Annotated in this window: 8 protein-coding genes; all 8 read left to right on the top strand. The window is 66.5% G+C overall.

Annotated elements, in window-relative coordinates; genetic code table 11:
* The first annotated feature begins 137 nt into the window (after positions 1 to 137).
* The 8 genes from drmD (at position 138) to IE242_RS38315 (ending at position 18,723) form a co-directional block, all read left to right on the top strand.
* Positions 138 to 3,371, top strand: coding sequence for a DISARM system SNF2-like helicase DrmD (gene drmD / locus IE242_RS34805; protein WP_229859857.1), 3,234 nt, complete (start codon positions 138 to 140; stop codon positions 3,369 to 3,371).
* Positions 3,368 to 7,414: an Eco57I restriction-modification methylase domain-containing protein gene (locus IE242_RS34800; protein ID WP_189866650.1), complete on the top strand. Its 4,047-nt coding sequence runs from the start codon at positions 3,368 to 3,370 to the stop codon at positions 7,412 to 7,414. The genes drmD and IE242_RS34800 overlap by 4 nt, the downstream gene beginning before the upstream one ends.
* Positions 7,411 to 11,157 (top strand): DISARM system helicase DrmA, encoded by a 3,747-nt coding sequence (gene drmA, locus IE242_RS34795; RefSeq protein ID WP_189866648.1) that lies wholly within the window; start codon positions 7,411 to 7,413, stop codon positions 11,155 to 11,157. The genes IE242_RS34800 and drmA overlap by 4 nt, the downstream gene beginning before the upstream one ends.
* On the top strand, positions 11,154 to 13,187 hold the full coding sequence (gene drmB, locus IE242_RS34790) for an MrfA Zn-binding domain-containing protein (protein WP_189866646.1): 2,034 nt from the start codon (positions 11,154 to 11,156) through the stop codon (positions 13,185 to 13,187). Before drmA ends, drmB begins: the two co-directional genes overlap by 4 nt.
* Positions 13,180 to 13,914, top strand: a complete 735-nt coding sequence (gene drmC / locus IE242_RS34785; protein ID WP_189866644.1) for a DISARM system phospholipase D-like protein DrmC — start codon at positions 13,180 to 13,182, stop codon at positions 13,912 to 13,914. Before drmB ends, drmC begins: the two co-directional genes overlap by 8 nt.
* Positions 13,915 to 14,125: 211 nt before the next feature.
* A complete protein-coding gene (locus IE242_RS34780; RefSeq protein ID WP_145870772.1) occupies positions 14,126 to 14,500 on the top strand; it encodes a hypothetical protein in 375 nt (124 codons plus the stop codon).
* Between the two features lie 220 nt (positions 14,501 to 14,720).
* Positions 14,721 to 18,152 (top strand): type ISP restriction/modification enzyme, encoded by a 3,432-nt coding sequence (locus IE242_RS34775; RefSeq protein ID WP_189866642.1) that lies wholly within the window; start codon positions 14,721 to 14,723, stop codon positions 18,150 to 18,152.
* A gap of 388 nt (positions 18,153 to 18,540) precedes the next feature.
* The gene (locus IE242_RS38315) at positions 18,541 to 18,723 is read left to right on the top strand and encodes a hypothetical protein (RefSeq protein ID WP_229859855.1); all 183 of its coding nucleotides are present in this window, start codon (positions 18,541 to 18,543) and stop codon (positions 18,721 to 18,723) included.
* Positions 18,724 to 18,832: the final 109 nt, after the last annotated feature.

Here is an 18,832-nt window from a genome sequence, read left to right as displayed (position 1 = left end):
CCGTAATCCGCTGACCACGGTGTTCGCGAGTCCTGAGGACTTGCAGCGGGCCGTAGCCAGGTCGGAGATACTGGTGTTTCTGTGACCCCCTGCGGCCTGACGCTATCTCCATGTGCCTGGGTGGTTACGCTCCGGCAGTGACGGCATTGGTGAAGGAGTCTGCCCAGGTGGCGACGGCGACGGAGTATCCGCAGGGATCGGCGAGCAGCACCCCAAATACGGCGGCCGTTCCGCCGGTCCCGGAGCCGGGACAGGTCGTCAAGGTGCGGGGCTCCACCTGGGCCGTGTCCGATATCCAGAAGCAGGGCCTTCCTCGTAGCCCCGCAGACGAGGGCATGCCGGGACTTACCCATGTGGTCAGCCTCCAGTCGCTGGACGAGGACCGGCTCGGGCAAGAGCTGACGGTGGTCTGGGAGCTGGAGGTCGGGCACACCGTCGCCCCGAACCAGGGCCTTCCGGAGACTGTGCGTGCGGAGGCGTTTGACGATCCGAACACACTCGCTGCGTTCGTGGACGCGGTCCGCTGGGGTGCGGTCACCTCGGCGGACGCGAACTCCTATCAGGCTCCCTTCCGCAGCGGCGCGAACGTGGAGGCGTACCAGCTGGTGCCGCTGAGCCGGGCCCTTCAGTCATCGCGTACGAACCTGCTGCTCGCCGACGACGTCGGCCTAGGCAAGACCATCGAGGCAGGGCTCGTCGTGCAGGAGCTGCTGTTGCGACACCGCGCGCGGTCCGTGGTGATCGTGTGCCCGCCGAGCCTGTCGCTGAAGTGGCAGGACGAGATGCGGGAGAAGTTCGGCCTCGATTTCGTCATCGTCAACAGCGAGCTGATGGCGAAAGTTCGGCGAAGCCACGGGCTGAACGCCAACCCGTTCCGGCTCTTCCCGCGCGTGATCGTGAGCATGGCATGGCTGCCGTCGCTGCGGGCACAGCGCCTGCTGCGCGACGTACTGGCCGATGTGCGCAGCTCGGGCACGGCCAGGCGGTACGCGTTCGACGTGCTGGTGGTCGACGAGGCACACCATGTGGCGCCGGCCAGCCCGACGACGGCGCCGGGACAGCGTGGCTACGCGGTGGACAGCAAGCGGACGACGGCGACGATGCGGCTCGCCGAGGCGTGCGAGCACAGACTGTTCCTGAGCGCGACGCCGCACAACGGCTATTCGGAGTCCTTCACCGCCCTCCTGGAGATGATCGACGGTCGCCGGTTCACCCGCGGCGCGAGCATCGACGAGCAGGCGCTGAAAGAGGTGATGGTGCGGTGGCTGAAGACCGATCTGCCGGACAAGGGGTTCAAGACCCGGAAGCTAAAGACGCTCCCATTCACGCCGTCGGAGGAGGAGCAGCAGCAGTTCGGGAGGTTGGAGCGGCTACTGGAGGACAGTGCCCGGGCGAACGGCAAGGGGTCGGGCGGCGACATCGTCGCGATGCTACTGAAGAAGCGTTTCCTGTCCAGCCCGTGGTCGTTCGCCCGCACCCTTGAGCTGTATGAGGGCGCGGACGGGAGCGACTGGCAGCTTCGGATGGACGACGAAGACCAGTACTACACAGAGGTGCTGGGCAGCGGCCAGTCCGACGAGGAGGAGGGCGCGGCCGAACACCCCGAGTTCACCGCGCTGCGCCACTCCAAGGGCTCGGACCCCCTGGTCGCGGCCACCAGCAGCGAGATCGCCTCGCTCATCGAGTGGGGGCGCCGCTATGAGCACAAGCCGGACTCCCGGCTGGAAGAACTCCTGAACTTCCTCGCCGCGATCTGCCGACCGGACGGCACCCACTGGACCAACGAACGTGTCGTGGTTTTCACGGAGTACGCGGCCACCCTCGAATGGATCGAGCGCGTCCTGCGGCAGCGCGGCTACAACGACGTACTGGAGGTCATCCAGGGCTCGACCCCGACCGAGGAGCGGGAGAAGATCCGCGCCCGGTTCACCGAGAGCCCGGACAAGCACCCGGTCCGCATCCTGCTCGCCACCGACTCCGCCGGCGAGGGCATCGACCTGCAGACCCACTGCCACCGCCTGGTCAACTTCGACATCCCCTTCAACCCGTCCCGCCTGGAGCAGCGCATCGGCCGGATCGACCGTTACGGGCAGACCAAGCACCCGGAGATCTTCCACTTCGTGCCGGTCTCCAGCTCCACGACGTACGACGCGGACATGAAGTTCATGGGGATCATCGCGACCAAGGTTGGGCAGGCCACCAAGGACCTCGGCAAGGTCAACCAGGTCATCGACGGCGAGGTGCAGGAACACTTCGCCCCCACCCGTACGGTGCGCAAGGCCCGGCTGTCCGCGCCGGACGACGGCAACGAGGTAATCACCCGCGTGCTGGCCGGCGGAATGGAGCTGAACCGCCAGCTCACCAAGCTCTCCGAGACGTACGACGAGCGCAAGGCGGCCATGCATCTCACGCCCGCGAACGCCCGCCGGGTGGTGGACACCGCGCTCACCCTGACCTCTCAGCCCCCGCTCGTAGAGATCGGCGACGACCGCACCGAGGCGCAGGTCTTCCAGATCCCGAACCTCGGCCGCTCCTGGCAGCCGGCCCTGCGCGGCCTGGACACCCGCCTGGAGCCAGGTGTCCCGCGTCCCATCACCTTCGACGACCAGGCCGCACAACAGCGCACCGACCTGGTGCACATCCACCTCGGGCACGCCCTCATGCAACGTGCCACCCGCACCCTGCGCTCCGCGCTGTTCAGCACGGACTCTCCGGTGCACCGGGTCACCGCCGTTATCGCCCCCGGCCTTCCCGAGTCCTGTGTCGCTGCCGTCTCCCGGCTCGTCCTGGTCGGACGCGGCGGGCTGCGCCTGCATGAGGAGGTGTTCCTTACCGGCGTCCGGCTGCGTGGTCAGGCCCTTGCCGAGTCCAAGGTCGAGCAGGTCCTCGACGAGACCCTCGACTCCGCCGATCTGCTCCTGGCCGATGAGAAGGTACGTGCTCACCTCGCCGAGCAGTGGAACGACGACGGCTCCCGGCTGCGCACACGCCTGCTGACCGCGATGGAACGCAAGAGCGCCAGCCGCCAGGACAAGGTCACCGAGGCGCTCACCCAGCGCCGGGACGCCGACATCAAGCGCGCCCACGAGATCTTCGGTGCCTTCCGGCTCAACCTGCGCGATTCCCGTGACCGCCTGGAGCAGGCCATCCGCGCCGAGGAAGAGCTGCTGTTCACTGATGACCAGCAGAAGCAGCGCCGCCGGGACCTGCACCACATGAACGAGCGCCTGGACAGCCTGGACGACGAGGAGACGCGCGAAATCGCCTCGATCCAGGAGCGCTACAGCGACATCAGGCCCTACGTATCCGCCGCCGCGGTCGTGTTCGCCCTCACCCCCGAAGACGCGAAGAACGGAATGGTCAAGGCATGAGCCGCCGCTACCCCCCGACCACCGCCGGCCTGCACCGCGCCTGGCTCGAACTCGTCGACGCCGACGGCCCCTTCCTCGCCGTTCCCGCCCTGGAACGCGTCTACCCTCAGGGCATCCCCCAGCCCGACTCCCGGGCGCTCGACGCCATCAAGGACGCCAAGCCCGCCTTCGAGAAGGCATGGGAGAACTGGGACGAGCACCCGGGCGACGAAGCCGCTCTCGCCCTGTACCGCGAGGCCCGCAACACCTGGGTCGACCTCGTCCTGCGCCAGGGCCTGCGCTGGGGCGCCTCCTTCACCGTCCCCGCCCCGGCCGCCGCCGAGATCCGCTCACCCGATTACACGGTCACCGTGCGCGCCGACGGCGCCCTCGTCCACGGCGGCACCACCGGGGCCCTCGTCCTGATCACCGACCCCACGGACTCCCTGCGCGACCCGCTCACCGACGGCTGGTCGGCCAGCCCCATCGACCGCATGGAGGAGCTGCTGCGCGCCTCCGGCGTCCCCATCGGCGTCGTTACCGACGGCCGCTGGTGGGCGATCGTCAGCGCCCGCCCGCAGACCATGGTCGCCTCTGGCATCGTCGACGCCCAGACCTGGATCGAAGAGCCCCAGACCCGCAACGCCTTCATCGAACTCCTCCAGCGCCGCCGCCTGGTCGGCGGCAAACAGCACGACCGACTGACGGAACTCTTCGGCGAGTCCGTCACCGCCGCCGAGAAGATCACCGAAGCGCTCGGCACCCAGGTCCGCCGCGCCGTCGAACTCATCGTCCAGGCCCTGTCCGAAGGCGCCCTGGACGCACAGCGACGCGGCGAGCCCGACCCGCTGCCGGCGGCAAGGGGCGAGGTCTACGAGGCCGCCGTCACCGTCATGATGCGCCTCGTCTTCCTCCTCTTCGCCGAAGAACGCGGACTGCTGCCCCAGAGCCGCCTCTTCGCGATGGGATACGGCATCAGCGACGAACTTGACCTCCTCGACGCCCGCGAGAAGGAGGAGGGCGAACAGGCCCTCGACGCCACGTTCCTGACCTGGCACCGGCTCCTGGCCACCTCCCAGGCCCTGTACCGGGGCGCAAGCTTCGAGGACCTGCGCCTGCCCGAGTACGGCGGCTCCCTCTTCGATCCAGCCCGCTTCCCCTTCCTCACCGCCTGCGACTCCCAGGACACCCTGGCCATCACGGTCAGCGACCGCGTCATGCTCGAAGTCCTGCGCGCCGTCCAGATCGCCCAGCTGCCCGGCGGAGCACGACGGATCTCCTTCCGCGACATCGACGTCGAACAGATCGGCTACATCTACGAGGGTCTGCTCGGCTACTCCTGCGAACCCGCCGAAGAGATCATCGTCGGACTTACCGGCAGCGCGGGATCCGAACCCGAGATCCCCCTCGCCACCCTCGAAGAACTCAGCCAGGCCAAGCACACCGAGACCGCGCTGGCCGACGCGATCCTCGCCTGGATAAAGCAGCACCAGCCAGCCGCGAAGCCGTCCAGCAAAGCCGCCCTCACCAAAGCACTGAAGACGGGCGACACCCTCGACGACACCGAGATCGCCCTGCGCGACGTCACCGACGACCCCGAACTGCGCAACCGACTACGCCCGTACATCGGAATCATCCGCCGAGACCTGCGCAACCGACCGCTGGTGGTCGAGCCCGGCGGCGTCCTGCTGGTGGAGACCCCCTCGCGCGCCTCGGCCGGCGCGCACTACACGCCCCGCTCGCTGGCCGAGGAAGTCGTCCGCTACGCGCTGGAACCCCTCGTCTACTCGCCCGGACCACACCAGACCGCCGACCAGGACGCCTGGCGGCCCATCGACTCCGACCAGATCCTCGACCTGCGCATCGCCGACATCGCCTGCGGCTCCGGCGCCTTCCTCGTCGCAGCCGCCCGCTACCTCGCCGACCGGCTCGTCGAAGCATGGCAGCGCCAAGGCGAAGCACGTGGAAGGACACCGCACGACCTGCACGTCCACGCAATAAGGACCGTCGTCGCCACCTGCCTGTACGGCGCCGACATCAACGGCATGGCCGTGGAGATGTGCAAGCTGTCGCTGTGGCTGGTGTCGCTGGACCCGAAGCTCCCGTTCTCGTTTGTCGACGACAAGGTGCTCCACGGCAACGCCCTGCTCGGCCTGACCAACGCCGACCAGCTACGTCGCCTCCACATCGACCCCGCCGCGGCCGGCAACCAGCTCAGCATCTTCGCCTTGGACGTGGACGACATCCTGGACCAGGCCAGCCGTCTGCGTCGCCAGCTCGCCACCGAGGTCGACGACAACGACCCACAGCGCTCGGCCGCCACCAAGCGGCGGCAGTGGCGCCGGTACCAGGAGCTGACCGCGCAGCTCACCGACGTCGCGGACGGTGTGATCGCGGCGGGGCTGCGGTGGGGCGGAAAGCCCGGGAAGGAGTTGAAGGCGGCTTACGAGAATCTCCGCATAGCGGTCGAGAGCGCTTACCCCGTCGACGGCGGAGAGGCTGACCAGGACCGGGCGATGCTCGATGGCATCAAGCAGGCTGGCCTCACGCCGACCGTGACGACGGACTACGAACGCTGGAAGCCGCTGCACTGGATTCTGGCCGTGCCAGATGTGATGGGGAGGGGCGGGTTCGATGCGGTGATCGGGAACCCACCATTCTTGGGCGGGAAGAAGCTCACCGGATCAGTGGGAACGAATGTCCGCGATTGGTTCGTCAACACGCTAGCAGGAGGCAGGAAGGGGAGCGCGGACCTGGTGGCGTACTTCTTCCTACGCGCGCATGAGCTTCTATCACGGCGGGGTGGGCTCGGGCTGATCGCAACGAACACGGTCGCTCAGGGAGACACCCGACAGGTCGGCCTCGACCAGCTGGTCTCGCAGGACTTCACCATCACCCGCGCCATCCAGAGCCGGTCATGGCCTGCGGCTAGCGCCAATCTGGAGTATTCGGCGGTGTGGGGCAGTCGGGCCGACATCAACTCGGCGGTGCCCCGGATCGTCGCCGAGGTTGAGGGGGACCTCGAGGTCAAGCGGGTCTCTACACTGCTGGAACCGGGCGGCCAGGTAGACGGTCATCCGGTCCAGTTGGTGGAGAATAAGGGAGTTGCGTACATCGGCTGCTACGTGCTGGGCATGGGATTCGTCCTGGAGCCCGACGAAGCCGCAGCGTGGATCGAGGTCGATCCACGGAACAAGGACGTTCTATTCCCCTACCTCAATGGTGAGGATCTCAATTCCCGTCCGGATAGCTCGCCGTCACGATGGGTTATCGACTTCTTCGACCGCACCGAAGAGAAGGCGAAGGAATACCCACTTCCCTATGAGCGTGTACTCCAGTCTGTTAAGGCTGATCGCCAGAAGGTCAACCGGAAGGTGCTGCGAGACCGGTGGTGGCAGTACGCAGACAAACGCCCTGCGATGCGCAAGGCGATCACAAACCTGGACGAAGTGCTCGTGATCGCTCTGGTAAGCAAGACAGTGATGCCGGTGCGTGTCTCAGCGAAACAAGTCTGTAGTCACATGTTGGGAGTGTTCGCTACGGAATCCTATGCAGTTCAGGCGGTGTTGTCGTCTTCGCTGCATCAAACTTGGGCCATCAAGTACGGGTCGGGCATGCGAAATGACCCTCGGTACACGCCGTCTGATGTGTTCGATACCTTCCCTCAGCCAAGAGCCACAGATGAGCTCGCCGATGCCGGCCGCACCCTCCACGCCGAGCGCCGCGAAATCATGCTCCGCCGCAACCTGGGCCTCACCAAGCTCTACAATCTGGTCAACGACCCCGCCATCTCCGACGCCGCAGACCCCGATGTAGCCCGCCTTCGCCAGATCCACGTCGAGCTCGACCAAGCAGTCATGGCGGCCTACGGCTGGGATGACGTCCCGCTGGAGCACGGCTTCCACACATACCGCCAAATGGAACGCTGGACGGTGTGCCCTGCCGCTCGGGTGGAGATCCTCGACCGCCTCCTCGAAGAGAATCATCGTCGTGCCGCCTCGCAGGGCGTTGTCAGCCCCACCGGCAACAATGAGGGCACCGAGGACGAGGAGGATGACGAGTGACGACCCCGGGGCACAACAGTGCCCAGCCCTCAGCCGGTGCCCCGCAGGCCCCGGCCTACCGTCTCGCCCGCGAACCCGACGACCGTTCCTGCACGGCCCGCGAGAATCTGGTCGACATTCTGGAGCGTGAGCTCCTCGGCCCGGCGAACGGCCCGGACGAGGTCCTTGACGGTGTCCCCGACTCGGCGTACCTGATCGGCCGGATCGCACCCGTGCGCCTCACTGCCGGCCAGGACGACCCAGGCGAGGCTGGATCGGACGACGCTGCGACCGACGTGGGTGACGCTGTGGACGCCGCCGAGAGCCGGGGTGTGCCGCTCACTGCCGTCGACGACAGCAGCGCGAGTTCGGACGAGGACGAGGTAGAGGACCAGCCGCAGAAGCGTGGGTTGATGATCCCGGCGTCGATGGGGCTGCGCTTCCAGATCCCTGACGATCTCGACGAGTTCACGGTGACCGCCTCGTGGGGTACGTACGAGCCGGTGAAGGAGAAGCGTGGCGAGGGCACCGAAGACGGCGAGGGCGCGGCACCGGCTCCGGCGCTCCGTCGTTTCCAGCGCACCCCGCACGCCATAGCGAAGGCGATCAAGGTTGCCGACCTGAAGCCGTCCCGTACGAGCGAGATCGTGCTCAAGGACAAGGTCCTGCTTCGGGTGGATCGATACGACGACTCCGAGCGTGACTGCCGACTGATCGAGGTGGCGTTGTGCAACGACCGGGAGACGCCTCGGATGATCCCGGTCGAGGCGTGGCTGTACCAGACCAAGCTGTCGGTGTCGGCTGGTGGAGCTGAGGCGTTCCTGCCGGTCAATGACGTACTCCTGGACACGCGCGAGGAGCCGGACGACGAAGTGCGGCGCCTGCGGCTTCAGTACCGCAACCGTCTGGAGTTCGCCCATGGCCGGACCTGCTCGGTGGACTGGAAGGTAGCCGAGGGGGCGCGCAGGGCCAGCGAGGTGTGGACGACGTGGCTGCCGGTGAGTGAGACGCCGCAGACGGCCGCCGAGGAGATCGGCGCGGCTCTGCTGGACATGCGGCGGCTCCAGGAGGTGTCGATCGACGAGCTGCGTACGGGTCTTGAGCCGATCGTCGCGGGTTACACGGCCTGGCTGGACGGCGAAGAGCAGCGGGCCAAGGCTCTTCCGGAGCATCTGCGGTCCGAGGGCCTGGACGCGGTCACCGAGGCGCGCCGGGTGCAACGCCAGCTTGAGGAGGGTCTGAAGCACCTCCTCGGGGACAAGGAGGCGTTGCGCTGCTTCCGGTTCATGAACCGGGTGATGGCCGATCAGCGCGTCCAATCCCAGGTCGCGGAAAGGCGGGCGAGTCGGCCGGAGGAGAGCATCGACGAGGCTCGCGAGGCGATCCTCGCGGAGAAGGGGGCCTTGGCGCATTCGTGGCGTACCTTCCAGCTCGCCTTCGTGCTCATGCAGTTGCCGTTGCTGTCCGACCCGGCGGCCGAGAAGCGGTCGGGGGATCTGGCCAAGGCGCAGCTGCTGTTCTTCCCGACTGGTGGTGGCAAGACGGAGGCGTATCTGGGTCTGGCCGCCTACACGTTCGCGATCCGGCGCCGCCAGGGCCTCGTGGATGCATTCGACGGTCCGCTGGACGGACGGTCCGGGGTCGCCGTCCTCATGCGGTACACGCTGCGCCTGCTCACCGCCCAGCAGTTCCAGCGCGCCACCGCCCTGGTGTGCGCGGCGGAGCTGGCGCGGCGCGATGATGTGGCGACGTGGGGTGAGGAGCCGTTCCGGATCGGGCTGTGGGTCGGCACCGATGTGAGCCCGAAACGGTACGACGAGGCCGCCGAGCAGTTGCAAAAGGCCCATGGGGGTCGTGGGTATCGCCTGACGGTGCTGCAGATCCAGCGCTGCCCGTGGTGCGGGACGCGGGTCGAGGCGCGCGATGTGCGCACGGAGCCCGCGCTGCGCCGGGTGTACGTGTACTGCGGGGACGAGCTGGCCGACTGCCCGTTCGCCGACGGCGGTGAGGTCCCGGACGGGCTGCCGGTGCTCACGGTCGACGAGGAGATCTACCGGCTCGCGCCGGCATTCGTCATCGCCACCGTGGACAAGTTTGCCCGCCTGGCGCGGGAGGGCGAGGCCGCCTCGCTGTTCGGGCATGTCTCGCGACGCTGTGAACGGCACGGATTCGTGCATCCCGACTATCAGCAGTGCGACATCAAGGACGGCAGCAAGCACCCCAAGAAGGACGGCTGGCCGGCGGCCGCCCTTCACCCGGCCACGCGGCTACGACCCCCGGACCTGGTCATCCAGGACGAGTTGCACCTGATCACCGGGGCACTCGGCACGACGGTGGGCCTATTCGAGGTGGCGATCGACGCGATGACCGACTGGCGGACCAAGGAGGGACGCCCGGTGCGTCCGCTGCTCGTCGCCTCCACGGCCACCGCCCGTAACGCTTCCGAGCAGGTGCGCGCGCTGTACGGACGCGACGTCACCATCTTCCCGCCACAGGTCCTGGACGCCGGGAACACCTACTTCTCCAAGGAGATCCCGGTCTCCGAGAAGCACCCGGGGCGCCGGTACGTCGGGATCAGCACCACCGGGGTGCGCTTGACCACAGCGGAGATCCGGGTCGCCGAGGTTCTCCTAGCCGCCGGGCAGCTGCTCCTCGACCGCTCCAGCCGCGCGGCCGATCCGTACATGACCCTGGTCGGCTACTTCAGCGCCACCCGTGAACTCGCCGGCATGGCCCGATACATGAGCGACGACATTCAAACCGCGCTCGCCAAGGGCCGCCCCTGGTCGAAGCTCCCCCGCCGCACCGGAACCGACTACGGTTCGCTGCACGTCGCCGAGCTGACCTCGCGCGTGGCCAGCGCGGACATCACCGCGACCCTGGACCAGATGGCGACGGCATTCGACCCGGGCTTCGACTCCACCGCGGGCAAGCGCAACCGGCGCGCGCTCAGGGAGGCGAAGAAGCCGGAGCCCACGCGCGAGGTCAATCCGTATGACGTGGTTCTGGCCACCTCCATGCTCCAGGTGGGTGTGGACGTGACTCGCCTTGGGCTGATGCTCGTGGTCGGGCAGCCGAAGAACACCGCGGAGTACATCCAGGCGTCCTCCCGTGTCGGCCGTACGGCGGACCGGCCGGGGCTGGTGGTCGCACTCGGGAACTGGGCGCGGCCGAGGGACCTCGCCCATTTCGAGCAGTTCCGCCACTACCACGAGACGTTCTACGCCCAGGTGGAGGCGCTGTCGGTGACCCCGTTCTCGGTGACCTCTCTGGAGCGCGGCCTGGATGGCGTGCTAGTGAGCGCCGCCCGGGTCCTGCAGGCAGCGAAGGCTGGCCAGGGGCTGTCCCCGGAGGACGGGGCGGCCCGTATCGAGGCCGAGCAGCACTTCGCGGGCGAACTCATCGACGCCCTCGTCCGACGCGTCGCGCGAGCCGGCGACGAGGATGCCGCCACCCGCGCCCGCCTACGCCTGGAGAACCGGCTCGACCAATGGGGCAAGCGACGCAAGAGCCTCATGGAGGACCGTAAGTCGCTGGTGTACGAGAGGGTTCTGGACGACGGTCGGCACGACGCGCTGATGATGAGCGCGGAGAACGCCAAGGCGGGCATCGACACCCGTGACGCCGCGCCGTTCATCGTGGCGAACTCGATGCGCGAGGTGCAGCCGGAGATCAACCTCCTGGTGAGCCCGATCAAGGAGCGGCTGGTGTACCGGGCACCTGACCATGCCCCTCAGTGGAAGATGCCGGAGGACAACTCGTGAGTGACGAGACGCGCTTCGTCTACGACGTCGCCCACGCCGTCGACCCGCTGGGCGACTTGGAACAGGAGGCGGAGAAGGCGACCAAGCACAACCGTGCCAAGGTCGGCTCCGCCCGCCCCTCCTCCCTGCTCTACACCTACGGCCCCGGCGCGATCATGGACTTGCCGCAGTTCACGATCATGCCCACCGGCCTGGACGACTGGGACCGCATCTGGCGGCGCCGCGACTCCGCACCCCCGCAGATCCACGCCCCACGCCTGCGTGACGTAGTCCGCATGATGCTGCGTTCCCCCGACGTGCAGCTACGGCCGTATCCCTGGCAGCCGAAGAAGCACAGCCGGTCCGCCGAAGGCAACGACCTCGGAGTCCCCTCCCGGGTCTTCCCGCAATGGCTGCGCTGCACGGGCTGCGACATGCTCGGACTACTCACCCAGTTCGACTACCGCAACACGCACCCCTTCCGCACCGACCTGGCCGTCTTCGAGCACGCCAAGTGCACGGGCCGCGCGGGCGCCGGCACCCGCAAGCCGATGCGCCGCACCGCCATCCCAGCCCGGTATCTGCTGGCCTGCGTCGACGGACACCTGGACGAGTTCCCGTACGACCTGTGGGTGCACCGCGGACAGCCGTGCACCCAGGCGGAGCTACCCGTCCTGAAGATGGTCGACCGGACCGCCGGCAAGGGCGCCTCGGCCGTCATCCACTGCGCGTCCTGCGACATGCGGCGGCCCATGAACGAGGCCCAGGGCGAGGTTGGCAGGGCGAAACTCCCGCAGTGCCGCGGACGCCACCCCCACTTGGACGCCTTCGAGCCCAAGGGCTGCCGCAACGAGACCCGGCTGATGCTCGTCGGCGCCTCCAACCTGTGGTTCCCGGCCACCCAGTCCATCATCGTGATGCCGGAATCCCAGGAGGAGAAAGCCAGCGACCTCGCCGACCGGGTCCGCACCGCGCTGGGCGACAAACTCGCCAAATACCGCGACAACCTCGACCTGATCAGAGACCTGCTCGGCATGGACGGCGGCGTCGACGTCACCAGCCTCTCCGACCACGGCCTGGAGCAGGTCCTGCAGGCCGCCTCCGCCCCCACCGACACCCCGGACGAGCAGGAGGAAAAGCTCCGCGACTGGGACCCAGTCGACCTCCTCGTCCCCGAATGGCGCTACCTGCTGCGTGACATCGTCGGCACCCGCGTCGAGGACCCCAAGAGCGGACTCACCCTCGCCACCCGCAACCGGGGCGACACCCTGCAGCCTGAGATCACCCGTGTGCTCGCGGTCGAACGCCTCCGCAAGGTAAATGCCTTGGTCGGCTTCACTCGCATCGACGACATGGACCGCGTCGGCGACCTCCCGCGCCGCCTGGCCCCACTGACGCGTACGTCCCGACCGACATGGACCGTGGCCACCGAGGACCGCGGCGAAGGCATCTTCCTCCAGCTCGACGAAAGCGCCGTCGCCGCATGGGAGAAGCGCGTCCTGGACACCGACCTGTGGAAGCTCCACCGCGAGGCACACCGCAGAAACTTCGAGCGCCGCTTCTCCGACACCGCTGGCCAGATCGACCCCGACAGCCGCCTGAAGCCCCCGCGCTACTGGCTCGTCCACACCCTTGCCCACATCCTCATCCGCGAGCTTGCCCTGACCTGCGGCTACTCAGCCGCCAGCCTCAGCGAACGCCTGTACGCATGGCCCGCCGACGAAGGCCGCAACCCCGCGGCTGGCCTTCTCATCTGCACCACCGCATCCGACAGTGACGGCACCCTCGGCGGCCTCGTACAGCTCAGCGAGCCAACACGCCTCCAGCGGGTCGTCAGCAGCGCGCTGCGCAAGGCCACGCGCTGCTCCTCCGACCCCATCTGCTCCAAGCGCACCCCACAGGATCCCGAGGACTTCCTCCACGGCGCCGCGTGCCACTGCTGCGTCATGGCCTCGGAAACCTCCTGCGAGCGCGCCAACCGCTTCCTCGACCGCCGCTTCCTGCTCGACCTGCCCGGCAGCGACCTCGGCTTCTTCCAGGCCCATGAGTGACGCGGACGCGCCGCGCCAGCTCGGGCGGCTCCTGACCGGAACCGAGGCCAAGGACATAGCCGACCGCCTGGCCGACGGCGACACCTTGACCACCGCACTCAAGGTCGTCGCGGTCGGCCAGCGAGCAGAGATCCGGCGGCTACTAGAGGCGGTGGCCCGAGACGCCGGAGCGACGTATCAGCAGGTTCTAGTCCTGCGGGCAATCGAGGGGGCACGGGCACTTCCGACCACACTGTCACCGCTGTGGACCATGCCCGGACATCTCGCCCAGAGCGGGCCGCTCACCACCTCAGTCACCCGCCTCGTGGACAGCGCCCGCCACGCGATCACCTGCTCCACCTTCAACTTCCAGCGCAGCTCGGCACTCTGGGTGTCACTGCGGACGGCCGCACAGCGCGACGGCGTCGCCGTTCGCGTCTACATGGACACCCGGGCCGCCGACGGCAGCGGACAACACTGGGCTCCTTCGACCACAGAGGTAGCCGCCCACCTGGCTCCGGCCGAGGTATGGCGGACCAAGGAATTCGACGGCGGATACGTCCGCAATCACGCCAAGTTCCTCGCCATCGACCACCACCTCCTCCTGGTCACCAGCGCGAACTTCTCCTGGAGCGCAGAGAACAACAACGTCGAATTCGGCGTCCTCATCGACAACCCGAACCTCACCGAAGCCGTCGAGCGCGAGCTACGGGAGGCAGAGGGGGCCCTATACGAACAGATCTCCTGACAGGCCGGCGCCGGGCACCAGCCAGCCCCGACCGTCACATCCGCGCCAACCGTGGTTCCCGATAGCCTCCGCCCGTCCGGCCTTGTGCTGCAGGTGGGCGAACGGGAACGGCGCAGGACAGCGGGCGGTTTCCCGACGCCCTTCATGGTCGTTGTCCATGGGGACGGAACCCCTGCGGTCCTGCTGACCGCACCGCAGCAAGGAGTGTGCCGTGGGCCGGGAGAAAGCGCGCAAGCCGCGCAAGCCTCACAAGGAGACGCCGCGCATCGTCGACATGGCGGCCGTCTCCACGAAGACGAAGACGAACGTGGTGCTCAGCTACATCATGTCGGCGGAGGACCAGACCTGGCGGATGGTCCAGGCGGCGACCCAGCGTCGCTACGGGGAGTTCACAGTCGCCGAGCGCGACTTGCTCGACCTCCCCCCGCAGGCGCGCACCGAAGCACTGAACGAATTGAAGTCTTACGCGGCTGCGCAGATTCCCGCGCAGGCGCCCATGGGGGCACAGGAGGCAGCTGCTCGGACCGCAGCGAACTGCCGTCAGGCTTTGGCCCGGCTGCTTCCGCTCGTCGAGGAGACCGAGTAGTCCCCCGGCAGCGGCCGGAGGGGCCGTTCACCTCGTTCGGGACGGCCCCTTCGCCGCGTTCGGCTTGCCTCTGAGTCGGCGATGGCAGTGACGTGGCTGGTGTCGGCACGCCGCTATCGGTATCGTCGGCCAGGTTGCAACTGGGTAATGGTGGTGTTACTCAAGGTGACGCCCCCTGGATGCCCCGCCTGGTTGGTCGGTTCCTGATTAAGATCAGGACGTGGGTGCGCTTCGGGATTATCTACAGGGTCTGGCCAGGATTCACGCGACGGGCGAGGCTGTTGAGGAGACCTCTTACTACGGGCAGATGGAGAGGTTGCTCAACGCTATCGGTGGTCGATTGTCACCGAAGATCGTCTGTGTCTTGACGACTCGCAATCGCGGCGCAGGGGTCCCGGATGGCGGCCTGTTCATCGGCAGTCGTGCTGTCGAGCAGGCTGGACGCGAAGTCATGGTCGCACGGGTTCCCGAGCGGGGCGTGATGGAGGTCAAGGGGCCCGGCAAGGATGTACGTCGAATCGCACGTAGCCAGCAGGTGCGCAGGTACCTCACGCGGTATGGGAAGGTCCTGGTCACGACCTACCGTGAGTTCTTGGTGGTGGGGCTTGGCGAGGATGGCCAGCCTGTCGTGGGCGAGGCGTTCTCCCTCGCGCACGACGAGGAGGGCTTCTGGGCACTGGTTCACGCAGCCAGGCAGGTGGCTCCGGAACTAGAAACCGATCTTGAAGACTACCTGAGGCGGGCGCTCCTGGGCGATGCACCCCTGTCGCAACCAGCCGACTTGGCCTGGTTTCTGGCAGCCTACGCACGCGAGGGGCGAAAGCGGCTGGACTCGGCTGACGCCAGGCATATGAATGCCTTGGCTACGCTACGCGAGGCAATGGAAGATGGCCTCGGCTTGCGTTTCGAGGGCGAAGAGGGCGAGAGGTTCTTTCGTTCTGCGCTTGTCCAGACGCTCTTCTATGGGGTTTTCGCTGCATGGGTTGTGTGGAGCGAGTCGCAGCTGCCTGGCAGTCAGCAGCGGTTCAGCTGGAAGTCTGCGCAGTGGACCCTCAAGGTGCCAATGGTCCGTGTGCTCTTTCAGCAGTTGGCGACGCCGGCGACCTTGCCGGTGGGCCTTGACGAGGTGCTCGACTGGACTGAGGACACCCTCGCTCGCGTCGACCGCACACTTTTCTTCAACAGCTTCGAGTCGGGCAACGCCGTTCAGTACTTCTACGAGCCCTTCCTTGAAGCCTATGACCCGGACCTGCGCCGTCAGCTCGGTGTCTGGTACACCCCGCCCGAAGTTGTGCGGTACATGGTCATGCGCGTCCACCAATCCCTCCAGCAGGACCTCGGCCTCGAACTCGGCTTGGCCGATGAGAACGTTCACGTGCTCGACCCCTGTACGGGTACGGGGTCATTCCTCGTCGAGACCATCGAGACCATCGCCCGGGTACTGGAAGATCGGCATGGCGATGCCCTGGTAGCTCAGGACGCCAAAGCAGCCGCTCTAAGTCGGGTGTACGGGTTCGAGCTGCTGCCAGCGCCGTTTGTCATCGCCCACCTCAATATTGCTCTGACCCTCGATCGACTCGGTGCACCGCTGTCTTCCGACGAGCGGGCGAAGGTCTATCTGACCAACGCTCTAACGGGATGGGTGGAGACTGACGAGCATCCCAGGCTTCCCTTCCCGGAGTTCGAGGAGGAGCGGGACGCGGCAATAGATGTGAAGCGTTCCCAACCCGTTCTCGTCGTCCTCGGAAATCCGCCCTACAACGGTTTTGCAGGCGTCAGCGGACGAGAGGAGGGTGGTCTGGTCGAGCCATACAAGCAGGGCCTATCCGAAAAGTGGGACATCACCAAGAACAAGCTCGACGATCTCTACATTCGCTTCTTTCGTGTTGCCGAACGGCGTATCGCGGAGCAGACCGGAAAGGGCATCGTATGCTTCATCTCTAACTTCTCGTGGCTCGGCGATCCTTCAGCGGTCGTCATGCGGCAGGAACTCGTCTCCAAGTTCGACCGTCTCTACGTGGACAACCTCAACGGAGACAGCAGGGAAACCGGGAAGAAGACGCCCGATGGGCTAAAGGACCCGAGTATCTTCTCTACCAAGCTGAATCCCGCTGGCATCCAAGTTGGGACAGCAGTCACACTCTTGGTGCGCCAGGATGCACATGATGCTAGCGCCTTCGAGGGTAGCTATCGTGACTTCTGGGGGGCGGACAAGCGAAGGGAACTCCTGGAGTCGCTGAGTGAGTCAACTAATGCTCCCCACTACGCTCCATTGCTGCCGACCAAGGAGAACTGGTACCGCCTCCGCCGGTGGTCACCGCGGCAGGGTTATGAACAGTGGCCTGCTATCCCTGATCTTGCTCTGGCTGATCCGCTCCTCGGTCTCAATGAGAATCGAGGAGATGCACTGATCTCCACGGACCGGGAGCAGTTGCTGGACCGCTTGTGTCATTTTCTTGACTCAGACACAGGGTTCACAGATCTCGATGATCGGGTCGCGGGACTTACCCAGACCTGGGCTCGCTACGACCCGCAGAGGGTTAGGGCGAAGTTGCTGGCTGAGTCCCCTTATGATCAATCCAAAGCAGTCCGCTTCTGCGTTAAGCCCTTTGACGTGCGTTGGGCATATGTCGACACCACGGGAAAACTATGGAATGAATCCCGTGATGAGTTGGTCAAGGCCGCCACCATCGGCAGCGACTTCCTGCTGTTGCGACGCCGGGCTCCACGCGCACTCGATGGGGCGGCATTCCTACTCTCGCGCTGCCTCATCGATCAGCACGTGATGCACAAGGACGCCTATGTGGTGCCCTTCTATCTCGCGACCGACGAAACAGAGTCCAGCGACAACCTCTCGCTGTTCGACCTCCACGAGGAGTCGCCCAGCGCGTCGGGCTGGCGGCCGAACCTGTCCCCGTTTGCATTGGACTACCTATCCGGCCTTGGTATCACCGACGCCCAGACCTCACAGCTGAGCGCCCAGCTCCTCTGGCAGCACGTCCTTGCTGTTGGATATTCGCCGCTGTACCTCGAAGAAAACGGTGATGCGATCCGCAATGACTGGCCCCGCGTGCCGCTACCGTCCACATACGAACAGCTGGCAACCTCGGCTCAGCTTGGGCAACAGATTGCTGACCTACTGGACATCGACGCCACCAACACGTTGACGACACGTGCCTGGCGGACGATCGCCCAGGTGACACGTGATGACGGCGAGCGCCTGTCACCCGAAGCCGGTGACCTTGCCATCTCCGTTGGCTGGGCAATAGAGCAGAGACGAAAGCAGAAGAGCGGCGCTACCTCCCGTATTGTTATGCCTGGACGCGGTCGTATTACGCTGCGCGAAAGGACCGACAACGAGCGGCACGCATTCACCAACGAAGAGCTGGAGCTCTTGGGTGCCGAAGTTGTCGACGTCTATCTGAACGACAAAGTGTACTGGCGCGGTGTTCCGGAGGCGGTTTGGGACTTTAAGATCGGCGGTTTTCAGGTACTACGCAAGTGGCTTTCCTATCGAGACAAGAACATCCTCGGCCGCGACTTGACCATAGCCGAGGTGCGGCAGTTCACCAGCATCTGCCTCCGGCTCACCGAACTGGTTCTCCTCGGTCCGCAGCTCGACGAAAACTACAAAGCCGCGGCAGGCTCGTGATCTTGGCGACGAAGGTGCGGCCGCGCCCGGACATCATCTGCAGGTTGTGATCTGTGACGGCTCTGCGCGGCTCGATGCGCTGCCAACTAACGAGCTCGTGCACGTAGGCAGTGAGACGTCGAGGACCTCGACGTGGCTCGTTGTTCACGTCTGCCGTGTCGGGATCAGGTCTGCGGTCCGCTGATGGGAGAGCAGGCCGACGACGGCTTGGACGATGTCGCTCATGCGCTCGCCGCGGCCGAGATGGCGGGCCAGAGCCCGCCAGTTCTTGGGATGGGCGATGCCGTGCTCGACCCGGATGCGTCGCGAGGAGTGCGCTTTTTGCGCTGTTGGTCGCGCATCTCTTCGTACCAGTCAGGGGCGTTCCTCTTGAACTTGCGGTGCGGTGGTGTCACCACGCGCCCGCCGCCCCCAGGCCCTGGTAGCCGGCATCGGCGAGGATCTCCACTGCGGGCCCGACCCACTCCCGGTCCGTCAGGACCTCGCCCCCACCGACTGGAAGACCGCCCGCGTCGAACTCCCCGACTGCCTCACCCTGCCACCGTCGACCCACGAGCCGTCCGCGGCCTGAAATTCTCGGCGGCACTCCCCATCCGCATCGCCACCACCACCCTCGCCGAACGCCTCGCCGACTTCGACAGCGCCCTCGCTGTGACCCGTGAACCCGTACGGGTCGAATG

The sequence above is a fragment of the Streptomyces poonensis genome (assembly GCF_014650915.1).
Taxonomy (GTDB): domain Bacteria; phylum Actinomycetota; class Actinomycetes; order Streptomycetales; family Streptomycetaceae; genus Streptomyces; species Streptomyces poonensis.
The sequence above is the reverse complement of the archived record's forward strand: the minus strand, read 5'-3'. Positions and strand labels throughout refer to the sequence as shown.